The 18,635-nt window shown below is 66.4% G+C and carries 10 protein-coding genes; 3 read left to right on the top strand and 7 right to left on the bottom strand.

The window, feature by feature from the left end; all coding sequences use genetic code 11:
* Positions 1-12 precede the first annotated feature (12 nt).
* The 7 genes from FHS74_RS08455 to FHS74_RS08425 form a co-directional block, all read right to left on the bottom strand.
* Positions 13-1,455: a glycoside hydrolase family 125 protein gene (locus FHS74_RS08455; protein WP_184799419.1), complete on the bottom strand. Its 1,443-nt coding sequence runs from the start codon at positions 1,453-1,455 to the stop codon at positions 13-15.
* 26 nt (positions 1,456-1,481) lie between these two features.
* Positions 1,482-4,091: a glycoside hydrolase family 3 protein gene (locus FHS74_RS08450; RefSeq protein WP_184799417.1), complete on the bottom strand. Its 2,610-nt coding sequence runs from the start codon at positions 4,089-4,091 to the stop codon at positions 1,482-1,484.
* Positions 4,088-6,742, bottom strand: a complete 2,655-nt coding sequence (locus tag FHS74_RS08445; protein WP_246463004.1) for a beta-mannosidase — start codon at positions 6,740-6,742, stop codon at positions 4,088-4,090. The genes FHS74_RS08450 and FHS74_RS08445 overlap by 4 nt, the downstream gene beginning before the upstream one ends.
* A gap of 32 nt (positions 6,743-6,774) precedes the next feature.
* The gene (locus FHS74_RS08440; RefSeq protein WP_343066889.1) at positions 6,775-9,105 is read right to left on the bottom strand and encodes a family 20 glycosylhydrolase; all 2,331 of its coding nucleotides are present in this window, start codon (positions 9,103-9,105) and stop codon (positions 6,775-6,777) included.
* Between the two features lie 76 nt (positions 9,106-9,181).
* Positions 9,182-10,252 carry a glycosyl hydrolase family 18 protein gene (locus FHS74_RS08435; protein ID WP_184799414.1) on the bottom strand — a complete coding sequence of 357 codons (1,071 nt, stop codon included), beginning with the start codon at positions 10,250-10,252 and terminating at the stop codon, positions 9,182-9,184.
* Between the two features lie 68 nt (positions 10,253-10,320).
* Positions 10,321-11,985: an alpha-L-fucosidase gene (locus tag FHS74_RS08430; RefSeq protein ID WP_184799411.1), complete on the bottom strand. Its 1,665-nt coding sequence runs from the start codon at positions 11,983-11,985 to the stop codon at positions 10,321-10,323.
* 490 nt (positions 11,986-12,475) lie between these two features.
* Positions 12,476-15,028, bottom strand: coding sequence for a TonB-dependent receptor (locus FHS74_RS08425; protein WP_246463021.1), 2,553 nt, complete (start codon positions 15,026-15,028; stop codon positions 12,476-12,478).
* 400 nt (positions 15,029-15,428) lie between these two features.
* Between FHS74_RS08425 and FHS74_RS08420 the strand changes: the two genes are divergently transcribed.
* Genes FHS74_RS08420 through FHS74_RS08410 form a run of 3 tightly spaced genes read left to right on the top strand, consistent with a single transcriptional unit; the run spans position 15,429 to position 18,634 of the window.
* Entirely contained in the window at positions 15,429-16,682 is a 1,254-nt protein-coding gene (locus tag FHS74_RS08420; RefSeq protein ID WP_246463003.1) for a sugar MFS transporter, read from the top strand.
* A 27-nt stretch (positions 16,683-16,709) separates the two neighbouring features.
* Positions 16,710-17,609, top strand: coding sequence for a glucosamine kinase nucleotide-binding domain-containing protein (locus FHS74_RS08415; RefSeq protein ID WP_211106184.1), 900 nt, complete (start codon positions 16,710-16,712; stop codon positions 17,607-17,609).
* Positions 17,606-18,634 (top strand): SIS domain-containing protein, encoded by a 1,029-nt coding sequence (locus FHS74_RS08410; protein ID WP_184799405.1) that lies wholly within the window; start codon positions 17,606-17,608, stop codon positions 18,632-18,634. Before FHS74_RS08415 ends, FHS74_RS08410 begins: the two co-directional genes overlap by 4 nt.
* Position 18,635 lies beyond the last annotated feature (1 nt).

Genomic DNA, 18,635 nt, shown 5'->3' with positions numbered 1-18,635 from the left:
GGGCAACAACCCTCAGGGCAGTGGCGCCCGCAGCAGCGCCGGCTTGCGGGCCAGCAGGTCTATCATCAGTTCCCCGAACAGGGTATTGGCCCAGGCGAACCAGGATCGGGTGAAATGCGCCGGATCATCCTGGTCGAAAGCCTCGTGCATGAAGCCGGTGCCGGCGTGCGTGGCCTTCAGCCAGGCCAGGCATTGGCGGATTTCGGCGTCATCGTCGCTGGTCAGGGCGCGGACGATGATGGCCATGGGCCAGATCATGCGCAGGCCCTCATGCGGGCCGCCGATCCCCTCCGCCGCCGTACCCTGGAAAAAGTAGGGGTTGTCGGCGCTCCACACCCGCGCCCGCGTCCGGCGATAGCGGGGATCGGTGGGCGCGCAGCAGCCGAGGTAGGGTAGCCCCAGCAGGCTGGGAACGTTGGCGTCGTCCATGAACAGCCGATTGCCGAAGCCGTCGACCTCATAGGCCCAGATGTCCTGTCCCTCTGCGTCGGTCATGCGGCCATGCGCGTGGACCGCCGCCTCCACCTCGGTCGCCAGCGCCAAGGCGTCTAGCGCCAAGGATTCGTCCCCGCCCGCCGCCCGCCACAGCGGCGCCAACTGGCGCAGGGCGGTCACCGCGAACAGGTTGCCCGGGATGTTGAAGGCGTAGAGACAGGCGTCGTCCGAGGGCCGGAACATGGCGTGGATCATGCCGACCTTGCGCGTGGGAAAGCCGTAGCCGTCCAGCGCCAGCGTCTCCGTCGGCGCCTCCGCCTTGCGTTGGAAGCGATAGGGGCCAGGGCCGTCCTTGCGCTGCTGCTGGCGGAAGGTCGCCACCACCAGGCGCATGGCGGCCCGCCACTCCTCATCGAAGGGCGTCAGGTCGCCCGTGGCCTGCCAGTAGCCGTGGGCGAGGCGGATGGGATAGCACAGGCTGTCGATTTCCCACTTCCGTTCCGCCACGCCGGGCCTCATGTCCGTCAGGTCGCCCACCGCCCATTTGTTGGGCGTGGTCCCCCTGGGATCGGGCAGGAAGGCGTTGGCGTAGGGGTCGATCAGGATGCAGCGCGCCTGGCGGTGGATCAGCCCCTGGAACACCTGGCGCAGGACGGCGTCGCCCTTGGCCAGCGGCAGGTAGGGCCACACCTGGGCGGAGCTGTCGCGCAGCCACAGGCACTCAATGTCGCCGGTGATGACGAAGCTGTCGGCCTTGCCGTCCAGGCGCCCCAGCTCAACCGTGGTGTCCAGCGTGTTGGGGAAGCAGTTCTCAAACAACCAGGCGAGGTCCGGATCGGCGATGGCGGCCTTGACCCTCGCCAGTTCCCGTTCCACCGCCGGGCTGGACACCTTGCGCTGGGCCGGCGCCGGCCGGCGGCTGGGCCGGGCGGCCGGCGCCGCGGCCCCCCGCGCGGCCGGCAGGGCCCCGGCCAGCGCGCAGCCGGCCAGGCCCCATACCGCGTCACGACGGCTGATCATGGCGCATTCCTCACTTCGCTTGTGCCTCACTTCGCTTGCGGCTGACGGCCTTGGACGTCCAAGGACTTTTCCATGCCGGCGGTGAAGTCCGGCTGGCCGCCGCCCACGAAAATCCGATAGCGCCCAGCCTCCACCGCGCGATTGCCGGCGGCATCCACAGCGCTGATGTCGCGGGGCTGCACCTGGAAGGTGACGCGCTTGCTCTCCCCCGGTTCCAGGCGCACGCGCTGGAACCCGACCAGCTGGCGCCGGGGCGCCAGTGGCGTCGACGGCGGCGTGACGTACAGTTGCACCACCTCCTCGCCGCCCCGGTCGCCGACGTTGCGCACCATGGCGGTGGCCGTCAGCGGCTGGCCCGCCGGCAGCGCTTCGGCGGACAATGTCAGGTCGTCATAGGTGAAGCGGGTATAGCTGAGCCCGAAGCCGAAGGGATAGAGGGGCGTCCCCTGGAAATAGCGGTACGTCCGCCCGGTCATGGCATAATCCACGAAAGGCGGCAGGTCGCGCACAGACCGGTAGAAGGTCACGGGCAGGCGGCCCGATGGGTTGTTGGCGCCGGTCAGCGTCTCGGCGATGGCGCGCCCTCCCCGCTCGCCCGGATACCAGGCGGCGAGGATGGCGTCGGCGTGATCCTGCGCCCAATTCAATGCCACGGCACTGCCCGACATCAGCACCACCACCAGGGGCTTGCCGGTCGCGGCGAGGGCCTCCAGCAATTGCCGCTGCGGCTGGGGCAAATCGATATCGGTGCGGTCACCGCCATCAAAGCCCGGCACGGCGATGCCCAGCTCCTCCCCTTCCAAGTCCGGCGACAAACCGACGAAGGCGACGATGGCGTCGGCGCCCCGGGTCGCCGCGACGGCTTCCACCCGCTGCACGTCCGCCGGGGCCAGCCACTGCAGACGCACGCCCTGGTCCTGGCCACTGTGCACCAGTTCCAGGCGCAGGCGGTGCGGGGCCGTGCCTTCGGCATGCAGGCGCACCGTCAGGTCACCATCCTTGCCGGTGCCGGGATCGTCCAGCACCAGCCGGCCGTCCAGGTACAGGCGAATGGCGTCATGGCCCGCGCAATCGAAGCAGCGGTCCACCCGCACGGCCAGCGTGTAATCGCCCGCCCCGGGGGGCACCAGCAGGCCGGTCCAGCGCACGGCGTAACGGCCGGCATCCATCCCTGGCACGGGCGGCACCTTGTCCCAGTCGAAATCGACCGTGCGATCGGTGCGCGTCAGACGCGGCTCGCCGCTGAAATCGGTGTTGTCGAAATAGTCGCCGGTCAGGCCGGGCTCCGCCCCGCTGCCGGCCCCCGTCCGCAATGCGGTCTCCGGCACCAGCACGGGCACCCCGTCGGCCAAGGTCGATCCCTGGGCGTAGCGGACCGTGCCCACCCCGGGCGCCATGCGCAGGGCGGCCAGCGGCGTGTAGGCCTCCACCATGGTGCCGTGGTAGTTGGCCTCCAGGACACCCAGCGCATCGGCGTTGGGGCCCACCACCGCCAGGTTGACCCCGGGCGCCAAGGGCAGCGCGTTGTTGCGATTCTTCAACAGCACGATGGACTTGCGCGCCGCCTCCAGCGCCAGGGCGCGGGCGGCGGGATCGTCGATGCGCTCCGTCCCGATGTCGGCGTACGGATCGGTGGCCGCGAAAGCGCCCAACCGGGCGCGGGCGGCCATGACCCGGCGGGCGGCCTGGTCGACCGCCCCTTCCGTGACCAGGCGCTGGCTGACGGCGGCGCCCAGATCGGCATAGGCGTAGCGACCGCCACCACCGCAATTCAGATCGGTGCCAGCCAGCAGCGCGGCGGCGGCCGAGGCGGCGTTGTCGGGGCGATAGTGATGAAAGCGCGTCATGTCGTCCACCGCGTCGCAGTCGGACACGACATAGCCCTTGAAGCCCCAATCCCGCCGCAGCCTGCCGTTCAGCAACTCCGGATCGGCGCAGACCGGCGTCCCGTGCAGCGCGTTGTAGGCGCACATGATGGAGCCCACCTGCCCTTCCGTCACCGCCGCCCGGAAGGCCGGCAGGTATGTGGCCTCCAGATCATGGGGCGCCACATCGACATCGAAGGCGTGGCGTCCGGCCTCCGGCCCGCTATGGACGACGAAATGCTTGGCGGTGGCGATGGCCTTGGGATGGGCCGGATCCGGCCCCTGGATACCCTGGATGAAGGCCACGCCCAGGCGCCCCGTCAGATAGGGATCCTCGCCGTAGGTCTCCTGCCCCCGCCCCCACCGCGGATCGCGGAAGATGTTGATGTTGGGCGACCAGATGGTCAGGCCCTGGTAGCGGTCGTGATCCGCCTTAGCCCCGCCACCGGCGTTGTACTTGGCCCGCGCCTCGGTGGAGACGGTGTCGCCCACCCGGCGCAGCACGTCGGCATCCCAGGTGGCGGCCAAGCCGATGGCCTGGGGAAAGACGGTGGCATATCCGGCGCGGGCGACCCCGTGCAGCCCCTCGTTCCACCATTCGTAGGAGGGAAGACCCAGGCGCGGGATGGCCGGTGCCGCGCTCTGGATCTGGCCGACCTTCTCCGCCAGGGTCATGCGGCTCACCAGGGCGTCGCTGTCGGCCGTCTGGGCCCCGGCGGCGGGCGCCAGCGACAGCAGCGCCACGCCCGCCAGCGAGAGGCGACGGATCATGCCCGCCCCCCCTTGGTGGCGTTGGCGAGGGATCGCACCACCAGGGTGCGCCGCAGGGTGGCGATATCGGCGGCGCTGCGCACCGCGATGACGACACTCTGGCCCGGCAGCAGATCGAAGGCGTTGTCGGATAGGGTGGCGTCCTGCTCACCGAACTCCACCCAAACGCCACGGGCCAGCTTCCCGGCCTTCAGCGTCAGGACATAGCCGCCGGCGGACGGCGACACTTCCGCCGTAATGCCGGGATCGGGCAGCGCCAGATCCACGGCGTCGGCGAAGTAGACCACCTCGTGCGACACCGGCTGCCCACCCTGAAGCAGTTCCACCACGGCGACGGTGCGCTTGGGATCCGCCCCCTTCAGCAAGGCCGCGTCATCGAAGGTGCCGACATCCGTGCTGGCCAACGGCGCCAGGGTGATTGGTGTCACGCGCTCCTGCCGGACGGTGCCGTCCATGTCCATGACCCGCAGGCGCCACTGGGCGTCCACCGGCGTCGTCAGGTCGGAGACCAGATGCACCTCGGTCTTGCCGTTATGCCGTTGCGCCGCCGCCAGCAGCGGCGCGTAGAAGCGGCGGGCGTGGAATTGCAGCGCCTTCCACCGGCCGAAATAATCGACGCTGGACCAGGAGGCGCCGGGCCACACGTCGTTCAACTGCCAGTACAGCGACCCCATGCTGTGTGGCCGCGAGGCGCGCAGATGCTCCGCCGCCATCTGGATGCCCTCGGCCTGCATCACCTGGCTGAGATAGACGAAGGAGGCGAAGTCCTTGGGCTCCCCATAATATTTGCGGATATAGAACAGCAGGCGGTCGTTGCCATTGCCGTTGGCGAACTTCTGATGCGCCCGCATGACCGGGGAATTGGGGCTGGCCAGGTCGTCGGCGTTGGCGAAGGCCCGGACCGTGGCCATGACCGGGAAGGATTGCAGGCCGTATTCCGATTGGAAGCGCGGCGTGGTGTCCAGGTAATCCTCCAGCGGGGCGGAACCGGACCACACCTTCCAATAATGCTTGTCGCCATCGTCCATCTGGTCGGCGGGGCCGTCGAAGTCGGTGCTGGGCGTGCTGGCCACATAGGGCACGTCGCCGGCGTACTTCGCGACCACGCCGCGCAGCACATCGCCGAACAGCACGGTCATGCCGGTGACGATGCGCTCCCGCTCCGCCGGGGCGACGCTGTCCTTGAACTGCTGGCGGTCGGGCCAGGATTCCCAGCCGGTCTGCACCTCGTTGTTGCCGCACCACAGGACGATGCTGGGGTGGTCGCGCAGGCGCTTGACCTGATCCACCGCCTCCGCCCGGCTGCTTTCGCGGAAGGCGACGTCGTAGGGGGTGATGGCGCCGCCGAACATGAAGTCCTGCCACACCATGACCCCCATCTCGTCGGCCAGGTCGTAGAAGGCGTCATCCTGGTAATGGCCACCGCCCCACATGCGCAGCATGTTCATGTTGGCGTCACGGGCGGATTGCAGCAGGGCCCGCGCCGTCTCCTGCGGCACACGGCTGGGGAAGCTGTCCATGGGGATGAGGTTGGCGCCCTTGGCGAAAACCGGGATGCCATTCACCACGAACTCGAAACTCTTGCCCCACTGGTCGGGCGCACGGCGCAGTTCGACATGGCGCAGGCCGGTACGGCGGGTGCCCGACGCCACCACCTCGGCGCCGTCGCTGACCTCGACGTGGAAAGTGTAAAGATCCGGGGCGCCGTAGCCCACGGGATACCACAGCTGCGGATGCTCCACCCGGATGGGCAGTTCGACATGGTTGGCGCCGGCGTCCAGCGTCACATCCTGGCTGACGGCCGGCAGGGTGGTGCCATCGGGCGCCACCGCGGTGACGGTGACCCGCACAGGGCCGCTACGGTCGGCGGTGATCTCCGCCTGCGCCTCCAGCACAGCCGAGCCCGCATCGACCTTGCGCTGGTCGATATGGAAATCCGAAAGGCGGGGCCCATCCCAGACCTCCAGCCGCACGGGCCGCCAAATGCCCAGCGTGACGTAGCGGGGGCCCCAGTCCCAGCCGTACTGGTAGTTGGCCTTGCGCACGTAATTGGAGGTCTGCTTGCCCGCGGGCTCATCGCCAAACGCGCTGTCGAACTCGCCGGGAAGGGCATAGGGCTGCTTCAGCAGCCAGGGCTGCACCTTGGCGATGGGGGAGTGCAACGCCACCGTGAGGGTGTTCGCGCCCGGCCGCAGCGCGGTCTTCACCGGCACGCGCCAGGTGCGGAACATATTGTCGGCCGAGAGGATCGCACCGCCGTTCAGGCTGACATCGGCAAAGGTGTCCAGCCCCTGGAACATCAAGTCCACATGCTGATGGCGCAGCGTCGCCTCGTCCACCGTCAGGGTGGTGCGGTAATCCCAATCCGCCAAGCCGATCCACTGCAAACCCGCTTCCGCATCCCGGTAGAAGGGATCGGCGATGCGGCCCAGGGCCAACAGGTCGGTCTGCACCGCCCCTGGCACGCGCGCCGCGCGCCACTGGGTCTCGGCGGCGTGGGCCTTGGCGGCGGGGTCCTGCGGCGCCAGACGGAAGGTCCAACCCTGGTCAAGTTCCCGCACCACCGGCGCCGCGCGCCCCAGGCCAGGGGCCGCCAGAACCAGGGCCAGGACCAAGGACAGGGGGCGGAACGGGAGGCGGGTGCGTGGCATCGCGGATTTCCTCTGGTGCTGCGTGGGCTTGGTCATGGTTCGGTCCGCAGGGTGACGCTGCCGATGGCGTACAGCGGCCCCTGGATGGACGCAGTGTATGTCAGACACAAATCGTGCTCACCGACCGTGACGGGCAGGCGCGCGGTCAGGGGGAATTGGGCGGGCGCCTGGGACGGCGGCGGCAAGGGGATGGTGGCGGCCACCGGCCCGTCACAGCCGTCCATGCGCACCACCAGTTCACCATCCGGGGTGGTGGCGGGATGGCTGCGCACCTTCACGATGTCATGCGCCAGGCCGTAATTGCGCGCCAGGCGGGCGGCGCGCACCATGATCCCGGTAACGCCATCCAGGCGGGCCTTGGGATAGACCCAGCAGGTGTCGAACAGGTTGACGTTGAACACGGGGGACCGCCCGGTGGCGTCGGGTGTTAGCGGCACGCGCAAGCCCATTTCGCCCTGCGGACACGCGGCCAGTTCGCCGCTCTGCCGGGTGCGCAACGCCTCCGCCGTCAGGTCATAGTGGCGGGGGGCCGCCAACAGCTGGCCGGTGTCGCTGAAAACGGCCGCGTCGATGACAGCCGGCGGCGTGAGGCGCAGCGGCGCCTCATAACGCGGGGACGCGACGGTCGGCGCGCTGCCGTCCGTCGTGTAGCGGATGGTGCCGAATCCGGCCTGATTGGACAGGGCGACCGTGGCGGCCCCGGCGGCGAGTGCCGCGTTGGCGCCGCCCTCCACCGTGAAATCGACGGCGAAGGCGCTGTCCGCCGCATCCACGCCCAGGTGACGGTAGCGGGCCAGCTGGGCCGGCAGCCGCGCCAGGAACCCGTGCCAGTCGCGCCGTTCCTTGGGCGACCACAGCCCTTCCGCCAGGGCGTCGATGCGGGGATAGACGGCGTGGGTCACATGCCACGGCGTCATCATGTATTCGGTCCAGACATTGGCCTGGGCGCCCAGCACATGCCGCGCCATGGTGGCGTCCAGTTCGGCGGGCATGGCGTCATAGGCGTAGATATCGGCCAGGCCGACGATGGCCAGGCGGCCGGCCGGCTCATCATTCCGGCGGCTTTGCAGGCTATCGAGGTACAGGGTGGGGGCCGGGGACAGGATGACGTCGTGATCCATGCGGGCGGCGTCCACCGCCCCCTTGATGCCCCGCCACGACATGATGGTGGCTGTGGGCGGGATGCCGCCCTCCAGGATTTCATCCCAACCGATCATGCGCCGGCCATGGGCGGCCAGGTACTGGCCCACCCGTTCGATGAACCAGGTCTGCAGCGCGTTCTCGTCCTTGAGGCCCAATGCCCGCATGCGTTCCTGAACGCGGGGGGAGGCCTTCCATTCGTCCTTCAGCGCCTCATCCCCACCGACATGGATGTAGGTGGAGGGGAACAGGGCCATCACCTCATCCAAGACCCCTTGGATGAAAGTGAAACTGCCCTCGTCGACATTGAAGAGATAGGGGTTGACCCCCCAATCCACCGCCACCTTGGGCCGTTCGCCGGTCACGCCGATGGCGGGGTAGGAGGCCATGACCGCCTGGGCATGGCCGGGCATGTCGATTTCCGGCACCACGGTCACATGGCGGGCGGCCGCGTAGGCCACCAGATCGCGCATCTGGTCCTGGGTGTAGAAACCGCCACACCGTTCGTCCGGATTGGCCGGCCCGCCGGCGGTGGGCGGCGTGCGCCAGGCCCCGACCTTGGTCAGCTCGGGATAGCGCTTGATCTCCAGCCGCCAGCCCTGGTCGTCCGTCAGGTGCAGGTGCAGGCGGTTCAGCTTATGGGCGGCCATCTGGTCGACCAGGGCCTTGACGCTGTCCAAGGGCTGGAAGTGGCGGGCCACGTCCAGCATCATGCCGCGCCAGGAAAAGCGCGGCCAATCACGGATTTCCCGGGCAGCCACCGTCGCCGGGCCCTGGTCGGCCCCCGACGCCCCCTCGGGGGTCAGCAGCTGGGCCACCGTCATGGCGCCATAAAACAAACCTGTCTCGTCCCGGGCGGTGACACGGATGCCCTGGGCGGTGACGCGCAGGGCATAACCCTCCGCCTGGGCGACGGGCGCGTCGGGCCGTATGGCCAGGGTGATGGCGGCCCCCTGGCCGCCCTCCCGCACCACCAGGTTCAGGCCCCGCACCCGCCGCACCATGTCGGCCAGTTGGGACGCCGCGAACCGGGCCTGGGCATCGCCTGCCGGGACGGCGATGACCGCCCCCGCCGACACGGTGAACGCGCCCTGGCCCGGAAGAACCTCCGCCGCCAGGGGGATCATGGGCAGCGGGGCCCCGTCGTCCGCCGATGCCATCGACGGCACACCCAAGGCCATGGCCAGTGCCGCCAGCGCGGCCCGCAATCCCAGTCCCTTCACCCTGACGCTCTCCCTCTATGCCTTACAGCGGGATGCGATCATCTGTGACCGCATCCCGCTCATCACCTATTACGCTCTACCGCTGCGACTTCGGCAGCTCATCCCAGACCTTGGGATCTTCGGACCCCAGCACCCAGGAGCAGAAGCCTTCCAGGCCGTATTCCTTCACCAGGGCGTAACGGTCATGGAAGCTGCGGGCCTCGGGCATGAACACCCATTCCCGCATCTGGTCGCGGTAGAAATAGTAGAAGGCCTCATGTTCCACCGGATCCCACTGGATCTTGGCGTCATACTGCTTGGCCATCGGGATGGATTCATCGGCATCGAAGTAGGCGCCGGCGATGTTGGACGCCTCGGTGCCATCCGGCTTCACCGGATTGTCGGTGTACCAGCGGTAGCCGTACAGCGGAATGCCCAGGGACAGCTTTTCCTTCGGCACGTACTGCAGGGCGTACTTCAGGTGTTCCATCACCCAGGGCATGCCGGCCACCGGGCCCGGCACCGTCCAGCGGGTGTGTTCGTCATAGGTCATGAGACAGAACAGGTCTACCGCGTCGGCGATGGCCTTGTAGTCGAACGCCCCGCGCCAGTATTCCCACATCCATTTGGAAAACGGGCCCCGGCCGGCATGGCCAGGCGCGTTGGGCACGACGGCGATGGACAGCTTCATGCCGGCCGCGTGCAGGGCGTCGGCCGTCTGCTTGATCAGCAGGGTGAAGGCGTCGCGGTCGGTCCAGACGATGTTCTCGAAATCGAACTGATAGCCAACCAGGCCGTGTTCCTTGCCCTGCTGCACGAGGGCGGAGATCATGGCCTTCTTGGCCACCTCGCTGGTGATCAACTCATGGAACTTCTGCTTGTCCACCGGCGAGACGATGGGCATCACCGGCACCTTGTTCTGGTGGGCCAGTTTCAGCACGTAGGGATTGGGCTGACCATACAGCATCCCGTTCTGGTCGACGCCGTACCAGGTCGGCACCAGCAAGTCGATCTTGTCGATGTGCTGCTCGAACGAGTTAATCGATTTCTGGGTTTCCATCATATAGAACAAGGCCGTCGGCGCCTTGGCGGCCGCCATGGACGGCGCCGCGCAGACCAGCGCGAGGCTCGACAGGCCAGCGGCCAGAATTCCCAGCAGGCGTTTCATGAAGTCTCCTTGAGGTTGTCGGTGGGGCGCCGGGCCCCGGGACGATGGGTCCCGGGGCGGCGCCGGCATCAGCGCGTCTCGATGCGGTAGACGTAGGCGAAGTCGCCGCTGGGCTGCTTGGGCAAGACCAGATGCAGGCCGTCGTCCTCCTGACGGAAGCTCAGCGGCGTGGGGCCGCTGGCCCCCAGCAGGGTGACGGACGTGACATGGTCATCGGCCTTCACCGCGTGGATGACGGTGGCGCCATCCGCCGGCCATCCCAGCTCGATGGCGTAAAGGGCATCACCCTTGGTGGTGAAGCGGAAATCCTGGGCCGTGTACGGCTTGGCCTTGCCTTCCTGGAAGGAACCGCTGGCGACCTCGGTCGGGCCTTCGCCGAACTGGTGCCACGGCCGGGTGCCATAAATGGCCTCGCCGTTCACCTTCAGCCAGCCGCCCATGGCGGTCAGGGTATCCTGCGCCGCCTGCGGGATGCTGCCGTCGGCGCGCGGCCCGACGTTCAGCAACAGGTTGCCATTCTTGGAAACGACGTCGGCTAGCAGATGGATCAGCGCCAGCGGGGTCTTATAAGTGTCGTTCTCGATGAAGCCCCAGCTGTCGTTGCTGATGGAGGTGCAGGTCTGCCAGACGCGGGGCTGGATACCCGGCAGCTGACCGCGCTCGATGTCCAGCACGCCGGCGCCCTCCGGAAAGGCACCGACCTTGTAGTTGACGATGGCGGAACCGCCCAGCTTGGCCTGGGTGTTGTAGTAATAGGCCAGGAACTTGGGCAGCGTGCCGCGGAAGTTGGGCTGGCTGATCCACCAGTCGAAATAGATCAGATCGGGATGGTAGAGGTCCACCAGTTCAGCCGAGCGGGACAGCCAATCGTCCAGCCAGCCCTGCGACACGGGCGTGAAATCGCCAAACACGTCGGCATCGTCCGTCCCCTTCTCCTTCACCCGCAGCTGGGCGGGGCCATAGAAGTCGGCGTTGCGCGGATCATTGACGTCAGAGGCGATCTTGCGCCCTTCATCGAAGAAAAAGTCGTGTTCCGCGCGGTGGGAGGATAGGCCGAAATGCAGTCCCTGGGCCCGCACGGCCCGGGCCAGATCGCCGATCAGGTCTCGCTTGGGGCCCATGCGCACCGCCGACCAATCCGACAATTTGGTCGCGTATAGGGCGAAACCGTCATGATGCTCCGCCACCGGCACGACATACTGGGCGCCGGCGGCACGGAACAGCGAGGCCCACGCCTGCGGGTCGTATTTCTGCGCTGTGAAGAGGGGAATGAAGTCCTTGTAACCGAACTTCGCCTGCGGCCCATAGGTCTGGATATGGTGTTCGTAAGCGGCACTGCCCTTGGTGTACATGTTGCGCGAATACCACTCGTTGCCAAAGGCGGGCACCGAGTACAGACCCCAATGGATGAAGATGCCAAACTTGGCATCCGCATACCATTGCGGCACCTGATAGGCCTTCAGCGACGCCCAGTCCGGACGGAAGGGCCCCTGCCCGTCCCCTTCCGCGACGCGCTTCAGTTCGGCGGCGCGTTCCGGGGCGTGCTTGGCCGTGGCCTTCTGCCACTGGGCATCGATCTGCGCGGGGGACACGGTGTCGGCGGTGGGCGCGGTCGCGTCGGCGGGCACCGGCTTGGCGGCCACGACCATGGGCGTCACCAACGCCATGGCCGCCGCCATCAGGCCGGCGCGCACGCGCGCCCGAATGATCGAACCGGGGGAACGGCAGGTCATGGCTTGCTCTCCGTAACGGGCTGTTGCTTGGAATCAAGGCGGGACGGGCGCCTTAGCGGAGACGGGTCTAGCCCAGTCTCAGGCATGGTATCGGCGGACATGGTGGCCAAACCGGCCCGATTGTCGAGGGCGATGATGAGACGGCGGCCATCCAATTGGAGGGCGGGCGCGCCATCGCCGCCGCGCGCACCGGCAAGGGGGCCGCGGAACTGTCGGGGACTATCCGGGCCAAGCCGGGTGGAGGCCATGGTGGGCGGTACACGACAGGGCACGGGAACCAGAACCGGGGGCCGGAAGACCTGAGCCGCTCTTGTATCTGATCCCAGCACCCCGGGGCTCCTTGCCATTGGCCTCCACCCTGCTGTTGGAACGGAGACGGACCCAAGCCAATCGCGAACGCGATGGACGTATTCTGCCAAATTTTTTCTTTAATTTGAAAAAGAATGGGCCGTCGCCAAAACGCGCGGCGACGGCCCAGGGGGAGGAAGGCTTACATCTTGTAGGACATGTTGATCGAGTAGACGCTGCCGTTACGGTAGTAACCGATCGGCGCCGCCTTGGTGTTGTTGTACTGATAGTACATCTCATCCAGCAGGTTGGAGGCGTTGAAGGTGGCCTGCAGGTTGTCGTTGATGCTGTACGTGGTCGAGAAATCAAGCTGCATATAGCTGTCGGTCATGTTGTTCGAAGCCAACCGGCCGATGCTGGTGAAATAGTTGGAACGCCAGCCCAGGCTGACACGCGCCTGGATGGGGCCATCCTCGTAATACGGGATGATGTTGTAGGTATGACGCGACAGATACGGCATGTTGTAGCCGTTGCTGGTGTCGGCAATGGCGTAGGTATAGTTGGACTGAATACCGAAGCCATAGGCGATGTTGGTCTGGAACATCGCGGAGAAGCCCTTCACGTTGGCATCCGTGAAGTTCACGGGATGCGACACGTCGTAAGAGGCCGTTCCGCCATGGGTGTTATCCGCCAGAACTTGGGTCGTCGTGGTCGTGACGATGTACGAGGAAATCTGGCGGAAGAAGAATTCACCGGAAACCAGCGAGTCCTTGTTGAAGTACCACTCGGCCGACAGGTCGTAATTGTTGGACTCGTAGGGCTTCAGGTTGGGGTTGCCACCGCTGGCGGTGTGCTGGGTGTCGTCCTTCGAGAAGGCGCCGGCCATGTCGGCGTAACGGGGACGGGCGACCACCTCGGCGGCGCCGAAACGCACGACCACATTGTCGGCCGCGTCATAGGCGAAGTTGAACGACGGCAGGAAACGACCATAACGACTGGTCTGGGTCACACCGTCATAAGTCTTTCCACTGTCAGGCGAGTCCCAATACTTGATGTCGTCCGCCGTGTGCACATACCGGACACCCAGGTTGCCGCGGTACTTGTCACCCTTGAAGTTGGTTTGGACGTAGGCGGCGCTGTTGGCCTCCGTCACCTTATACTCGGAACCATAGTCGCGGTAGTAGGTGGTGTTCAGCGAGTCCAGGTACTTGATGACCGCGTCTTTGCTGATGGTCGAGAACTTGACCAAGTCACCGCTGGCGTCCAGCCCATCGAACAGGTCGGTGGGAATGGAACTGGCGCCCAGCGAGCTGAGGCTGACCGACCCGTTGGAGTAGGTCTTGCTACCGTAGGCGCGGACGGAATTCATGTGGTCGGTGTACTTCACACCGGCCTGCACGCTGCTGAGAGGACCCCAATTGACGTCATGCGTGACGTCCTGCTGGAAGTAGGCTTCCTGGTCCGTGTTCATCTGCGCGGCGATACCGCCAACCTGCTGGCCAGTGGCCTTGGTGGTCATATCGTCAGCGGCGGAAGACCCGCCAGCATAGGTCACGCTGGTCTTGGAACCATCATAGGAGAAGCTGTAGGGCGCCGAAGAATAGAACGAGAGCAGGTATTCCGGGTCCTTGCCACCATAGGCGCGGGTGAAGCCCGCATCGGTGACGACCTTCCAATCCGCCGTTGGCGTCCACGTGCCGGCGAAGTTGACGCGGGCCGTCTGGACGGTGGTCTTGCGGTAGTTCGTGTCCAGTTCCGTGTAGGCGCCGTTGCCCAGCGTGGCACCGGTGATGAGGCCGTTGTTCAACGTCACCGCCGTGAAGGCGTTGGTGCTGGCCGCCGGGTAAATGAAGCGCGACTGGCTGAAGTTGTTGTAGTTGCCGTGGATGTAAATACCAGACAGGTTCAGGTCCAGCGTGTCGGTCGGCTGGTATTGGATGGCACCCTGGAGGCCCTGGCGCTCACGGGTCTGCTGGAAATAGGCCGCGTTGATGCCGGCCGGGTAGGTCGCCGTGGCCAGGCTGCCGCTGCCCGTCACCGTCGGGTTGGAGGTGATGGTGCTGCCCTTCGAATACCCGAAGAACTCGATACCGGCGCGCGACAGATCTTCCTTGTCGTAGGTGCCAGCGACCATGACGCCAAAGTTGTTGGCGGCGTTCTTCCAGCTGTACAGCAGCGACCCGCGGGGATTCCCTTCGGCCGACCGGGTGTTATAGGAATACCCCAAGGACGCGCGCATCGTGTTGGCGTCCAGGTCCAGCGGCTTGCGGGTGTGGATGATGACCGTGCCACCCAGGCTGCCCTCGTCGATGCGGGCTTCGGTCGACTTGTAGACCTCGGCCTGATCGATGATTTCCGGCGACAGCAGCGTGTAGTTGAACGTACGGCTGTTCGGATCGTTGGGATTGCCACCCCAGTCGGCCGATCCAATGGTCTGGCCGTCAACCAAGACGCGGTTCAGCGCCGGGTCGGTACCTAGGATGCTGATCTTCTCGCCCTCGCCGAACTGGCGATCGACGCTGATGCCCGGCAGATGCGACAACGATTCCGCGACGTTGGTGTCGGGGAACTTGCCAACACCTTCCGCGGAAATCACGTCTACGATAGCGTTTGCTTCACGCTTTACTTCGATGGAACGCTCAAGACTCTTACGGATACTGGTAACAACGATTTCCTGGAGTTCATCGCCACCATTGGCTTCTGCTGCGCTGGCTTGCGACAACGCACCAGCCGACATCCCCATGCTCATCAGCATGGTGGTCGCCAAGGCATATTTCCGGATTCCCATTGTCTTCGTTCCCCTGCTTGAATTTTATTTTTGGCGAGGCCGCACGCCTCACGCCATTACATTGCGCGCCAGCAGTGCTGCGGGCGGTGTTAGCGGTACCCAAACTGCCGGATAAACCTGCCCGCCGTCAATTTTTTTTTAATTTGCTTTCATAATTCGTCATTTGCCCCGATGATAGGATCAACGGGCAGCAGTGGAAGTGAGGGATATCAGCATCATACGGGTTACTTTCCCCGTGACCTCCCCCTCCGGCCAGTCATAATTCAGCCACAATGCGGACCGGCAGCCCATTCTCGACCCTAGATCAAGGACAGCGCCCATGGCCTCTGTGAAACCACCGCCTGCCCCAAACCAGTATCGGGGACCAATGATCGTCATTGGCGTGCTGTTTTTCATCTTCGGATTCGTCACCTGGCTGAATGGGCCGCTGATCACCTTCGTGAAGTTGGCGTTTGATCTGGACGATGTTAACGCTTTCTTGATCCCGATGGTTTTTTACCTCTCGTACCTGTTCCTTTCGATCCCGTCGTCCTGGGTGCTGCGGTATACCGGGATGAAGAAGGGCATGGCGGCCGGCTTGTTCGTCATGGCCATCGGCGCCCTGGTCTTCGGTGAATTCGCCACGATTCGGATTTATCCCGGCGCCCTGGCGGGATTGTTCGTGATCGGCGCCGGCCTGTCGCTTCTGCAGACAGCCGCCAACCCCTACATCAGCATCCTCGGCCCCATTGACAGCGCCGCCCAGCGCATCGCGGTGATGGGCATCTGCAACAAGCTCGCGGGCATGCTGGCGCCGGTGGTGATCGGCGCCCTGGTGCTGAGCGGTATCGACACGCTGGACCAGCAGGTGCAGGCCGCCCCCACGCCCGAAGCGCGCGAGGCTCTGCTGACCGCCTTCGCGTCGAAGATCCACGCTCCCTACCTGGTGATGGCCGCCCTGTTGGCCCTGCTGGCGGTGTGGGTCGTCCGCTCCCCCCTGCCGGAGGTGTCGGCCAAGTCCAGCAACGGCGGCGGCGATGCCGTGGACGACACGCCCAGCCTGGCCCGTACGCCCCACCTCTGGCTGGGTGTCCTTTGCCTGTTCCTTTATGTCGGGGTGGAGGTCATGGCCGGCGACGCCATCGGCACCTATGGCCATGGCTTCGACCTGCCGCTGGATGAAACCAAGTTCTTCACCTCCTTCACCCTGGCCGCCATGCTGGCCGGGTATCTGGGCGGCCTGGTGATGATCCCCCGCGTGGTGTCGCAGGAGCGCTACCTGGCCTTGTCGGCCATCCTTGGCGTGGTCCTGACGGTCGCGGCCTATGCCACGCACGGCTATGCCTCGGTCGCGTGCGTGGCGGCGTTGGGCTTCGCCAACGCCATGATGTGGCCCGCCATCTTCCCCTTGGGCATACGCGGCCTGGGTCGGCATACGGAAATCGGGTCCGCGCTGATGATCATGGGCATCGCCGGCGGTGCGGTCATCCCGCAGCTCTTCGTCCAACTGAAGCAGCACTACCCCTTCCAGGCCGTCTTCCTGTGCCTCATGGCGCCGGCCTATCTCTACATCCTGTACTTCGCCCTCCACGGCCATCGCGTTGGCCGCAAGGCCGCCGCCACCGCCCCCTCCCTCGCCTGATCATCCGCTTCTTCTCGAAAAATGCTCATGACCTCCGAACACTTTTATCTGGGCGTCGATGGCGGCGGCACCAAATGCCGCGCCCGCCTGCGCACCGCCGATGGCCTGTTGCTGGGCGAGGGCCTGGGTGGCCCCGCCAACATCCGATTGGGTCTGGACCGTGCCTGGTCCAGCATCCTTGACGCCATCCAGAAGGCCCTGGCCCAGGCCGGCCTCGACGCCAGCGCCTTCGCCCGCCTGCATGTCGGCATGGGCCTGGCCGGCATCGTGACGCCGGCGGACCGCGTCCGAACCCGGGCCACCGCGCCCACCTTCGCCAGCCTGTCCACCGAAACCGATGCCCACACCGCTTGCCTGGGGGCCTTCTCCGGCCGGGATGGCGCCATCCTGATCGCCGGTACCGGCAGCGCGGGCTATGCCCTGATCAACGGTCAAGGCCACGCCGTCGGGGGCTGGGGCTTCGAGGTTTCCGACGAGGGCAGCGGCGCCAGCATTGGTCGCGAGGCCATCCGCGTCGCCTTGCGCGCCCATGACAACCTCTCCCCCGAAACCGGACTGACCCGTCAGGTCCGGCAGCGACTGGGCGGCTCCCCGGCCGCCATCATCGCCTGGGTGAACGACGCCGGACCCGCCGATTATGGCCATCTGGCCCCTGATGTCCTGGCCCACGCCGCCCAGGGCGATGCCGTCGCCTGCGCCATCCTCGCCAAGGCCGCCAAGGAACTGGAGGTTTATATCCGCCATCTGCACGCCCTGGGGGCGCCGCACCTGTGCCTGATGGGCGGTCTGTCCACCCCGCTGACCCCCTGGCTCAGCCCTTGGGCCCGGTCCCTGCTGGTCGAACCGGAAGGCGACGCCCTGGAGGGCGCCCTTCTGATGGCCCGCCGCAATACCCACCTTCCAATCGCCAAGAGCGCCCTGTCATGACCCTGACGCCCCTGATGGCCCGCGAGGCCGCCGAGACACCCGACGCGATCCGCCGGCAGATAGACCGCTGCACGCCCCTGTTCCAGGACCTGGGCGACCGACTGCGCCGCCTGGCGCCCCGCTTCGTCGTGACCGGCGCCCGCGGCAGCAGCGACCATGCCGCGACCTACGGCAAGTACCTGATCGAAACCCGGCTGGGCCTGCCTGTCGCGTCCATCGGCCCCTCGGTGGTGTCGCTGTACCAGACGCCCCTGCAGCTGAAAGACTCGCTTTACGTCACGGTGTCGCAGTCCGGGCGCAGCCCCGACCTGCTGCGCCTGACGGAAGCGGCCAAGGCCGGCGGCGCCTTGACCGTGGCGTTCGTCAACGATGAGACGTCCCCCCTGTTCCAACTGGTCGACGTCGCCATTCCGCTGTGCGCCGGCCCGGAAAAGAGCGTCGCCGCGACCAAGTCCTATCTCACCTCCCTGTTCGCCTTCTTGCAGATGGTGGCGTACTGGAAGGCCGATCCGCTCCTGGTGTCGACCTTGGCCCAGGCGCCGGAATGGATGGAACGCGCCGTGGCGCTGGACTGGTATCCCGGCCTGTCCCACCTGACGGCGGCCCGCGGCCTCTACATCATCGGCCGGGGACTGGGTGCCGCGGCGGCCCAAGAAATGGCGCTCAAATGCAAGGAGACCAGCCGTCTGCAGGCCGACGCCTTCAGCGCGGCCGAGGTCATCCATGGCCCCTTGGCCCTGGTTGGTCCCGACTTCCCCGTCCTGGCCCTGACGCAGGATGACGTCACCCTGCCCCCCACCATCGCCGCGATCAGGCGCATGGTCGCCATGGGCGGCACCGTGCTGTCCACCGCCACCGATGTCCCAGGCGTCGTGCCCCTGCCCACCGTCCCCGGCGTTCCCGTGGAACTGGCCCCGCTGGCGGCGACGCTGAGCTTCTATATGGGCATACACCGCGTCGCCACCGACAGGGGCCTGAACCCCGACGTTCCCCCCAACCTCGCCAAGGTGACGGAGACGGTGTGAC

Origin of the sequence: Nitrospirillum iridis (assembly GCF_014205765.1) — a bacterium.
Taxonomy (GTDB): Bacteria; Pseudomonadota; Alphaproteobacteria; order Azospirillales; family Azospirillaceae; genus Nitrospirillum; species Nitrospirillum iridis.
This window is presented reverse-complemented; position numbering and strand designations above follow the sequence as displayed.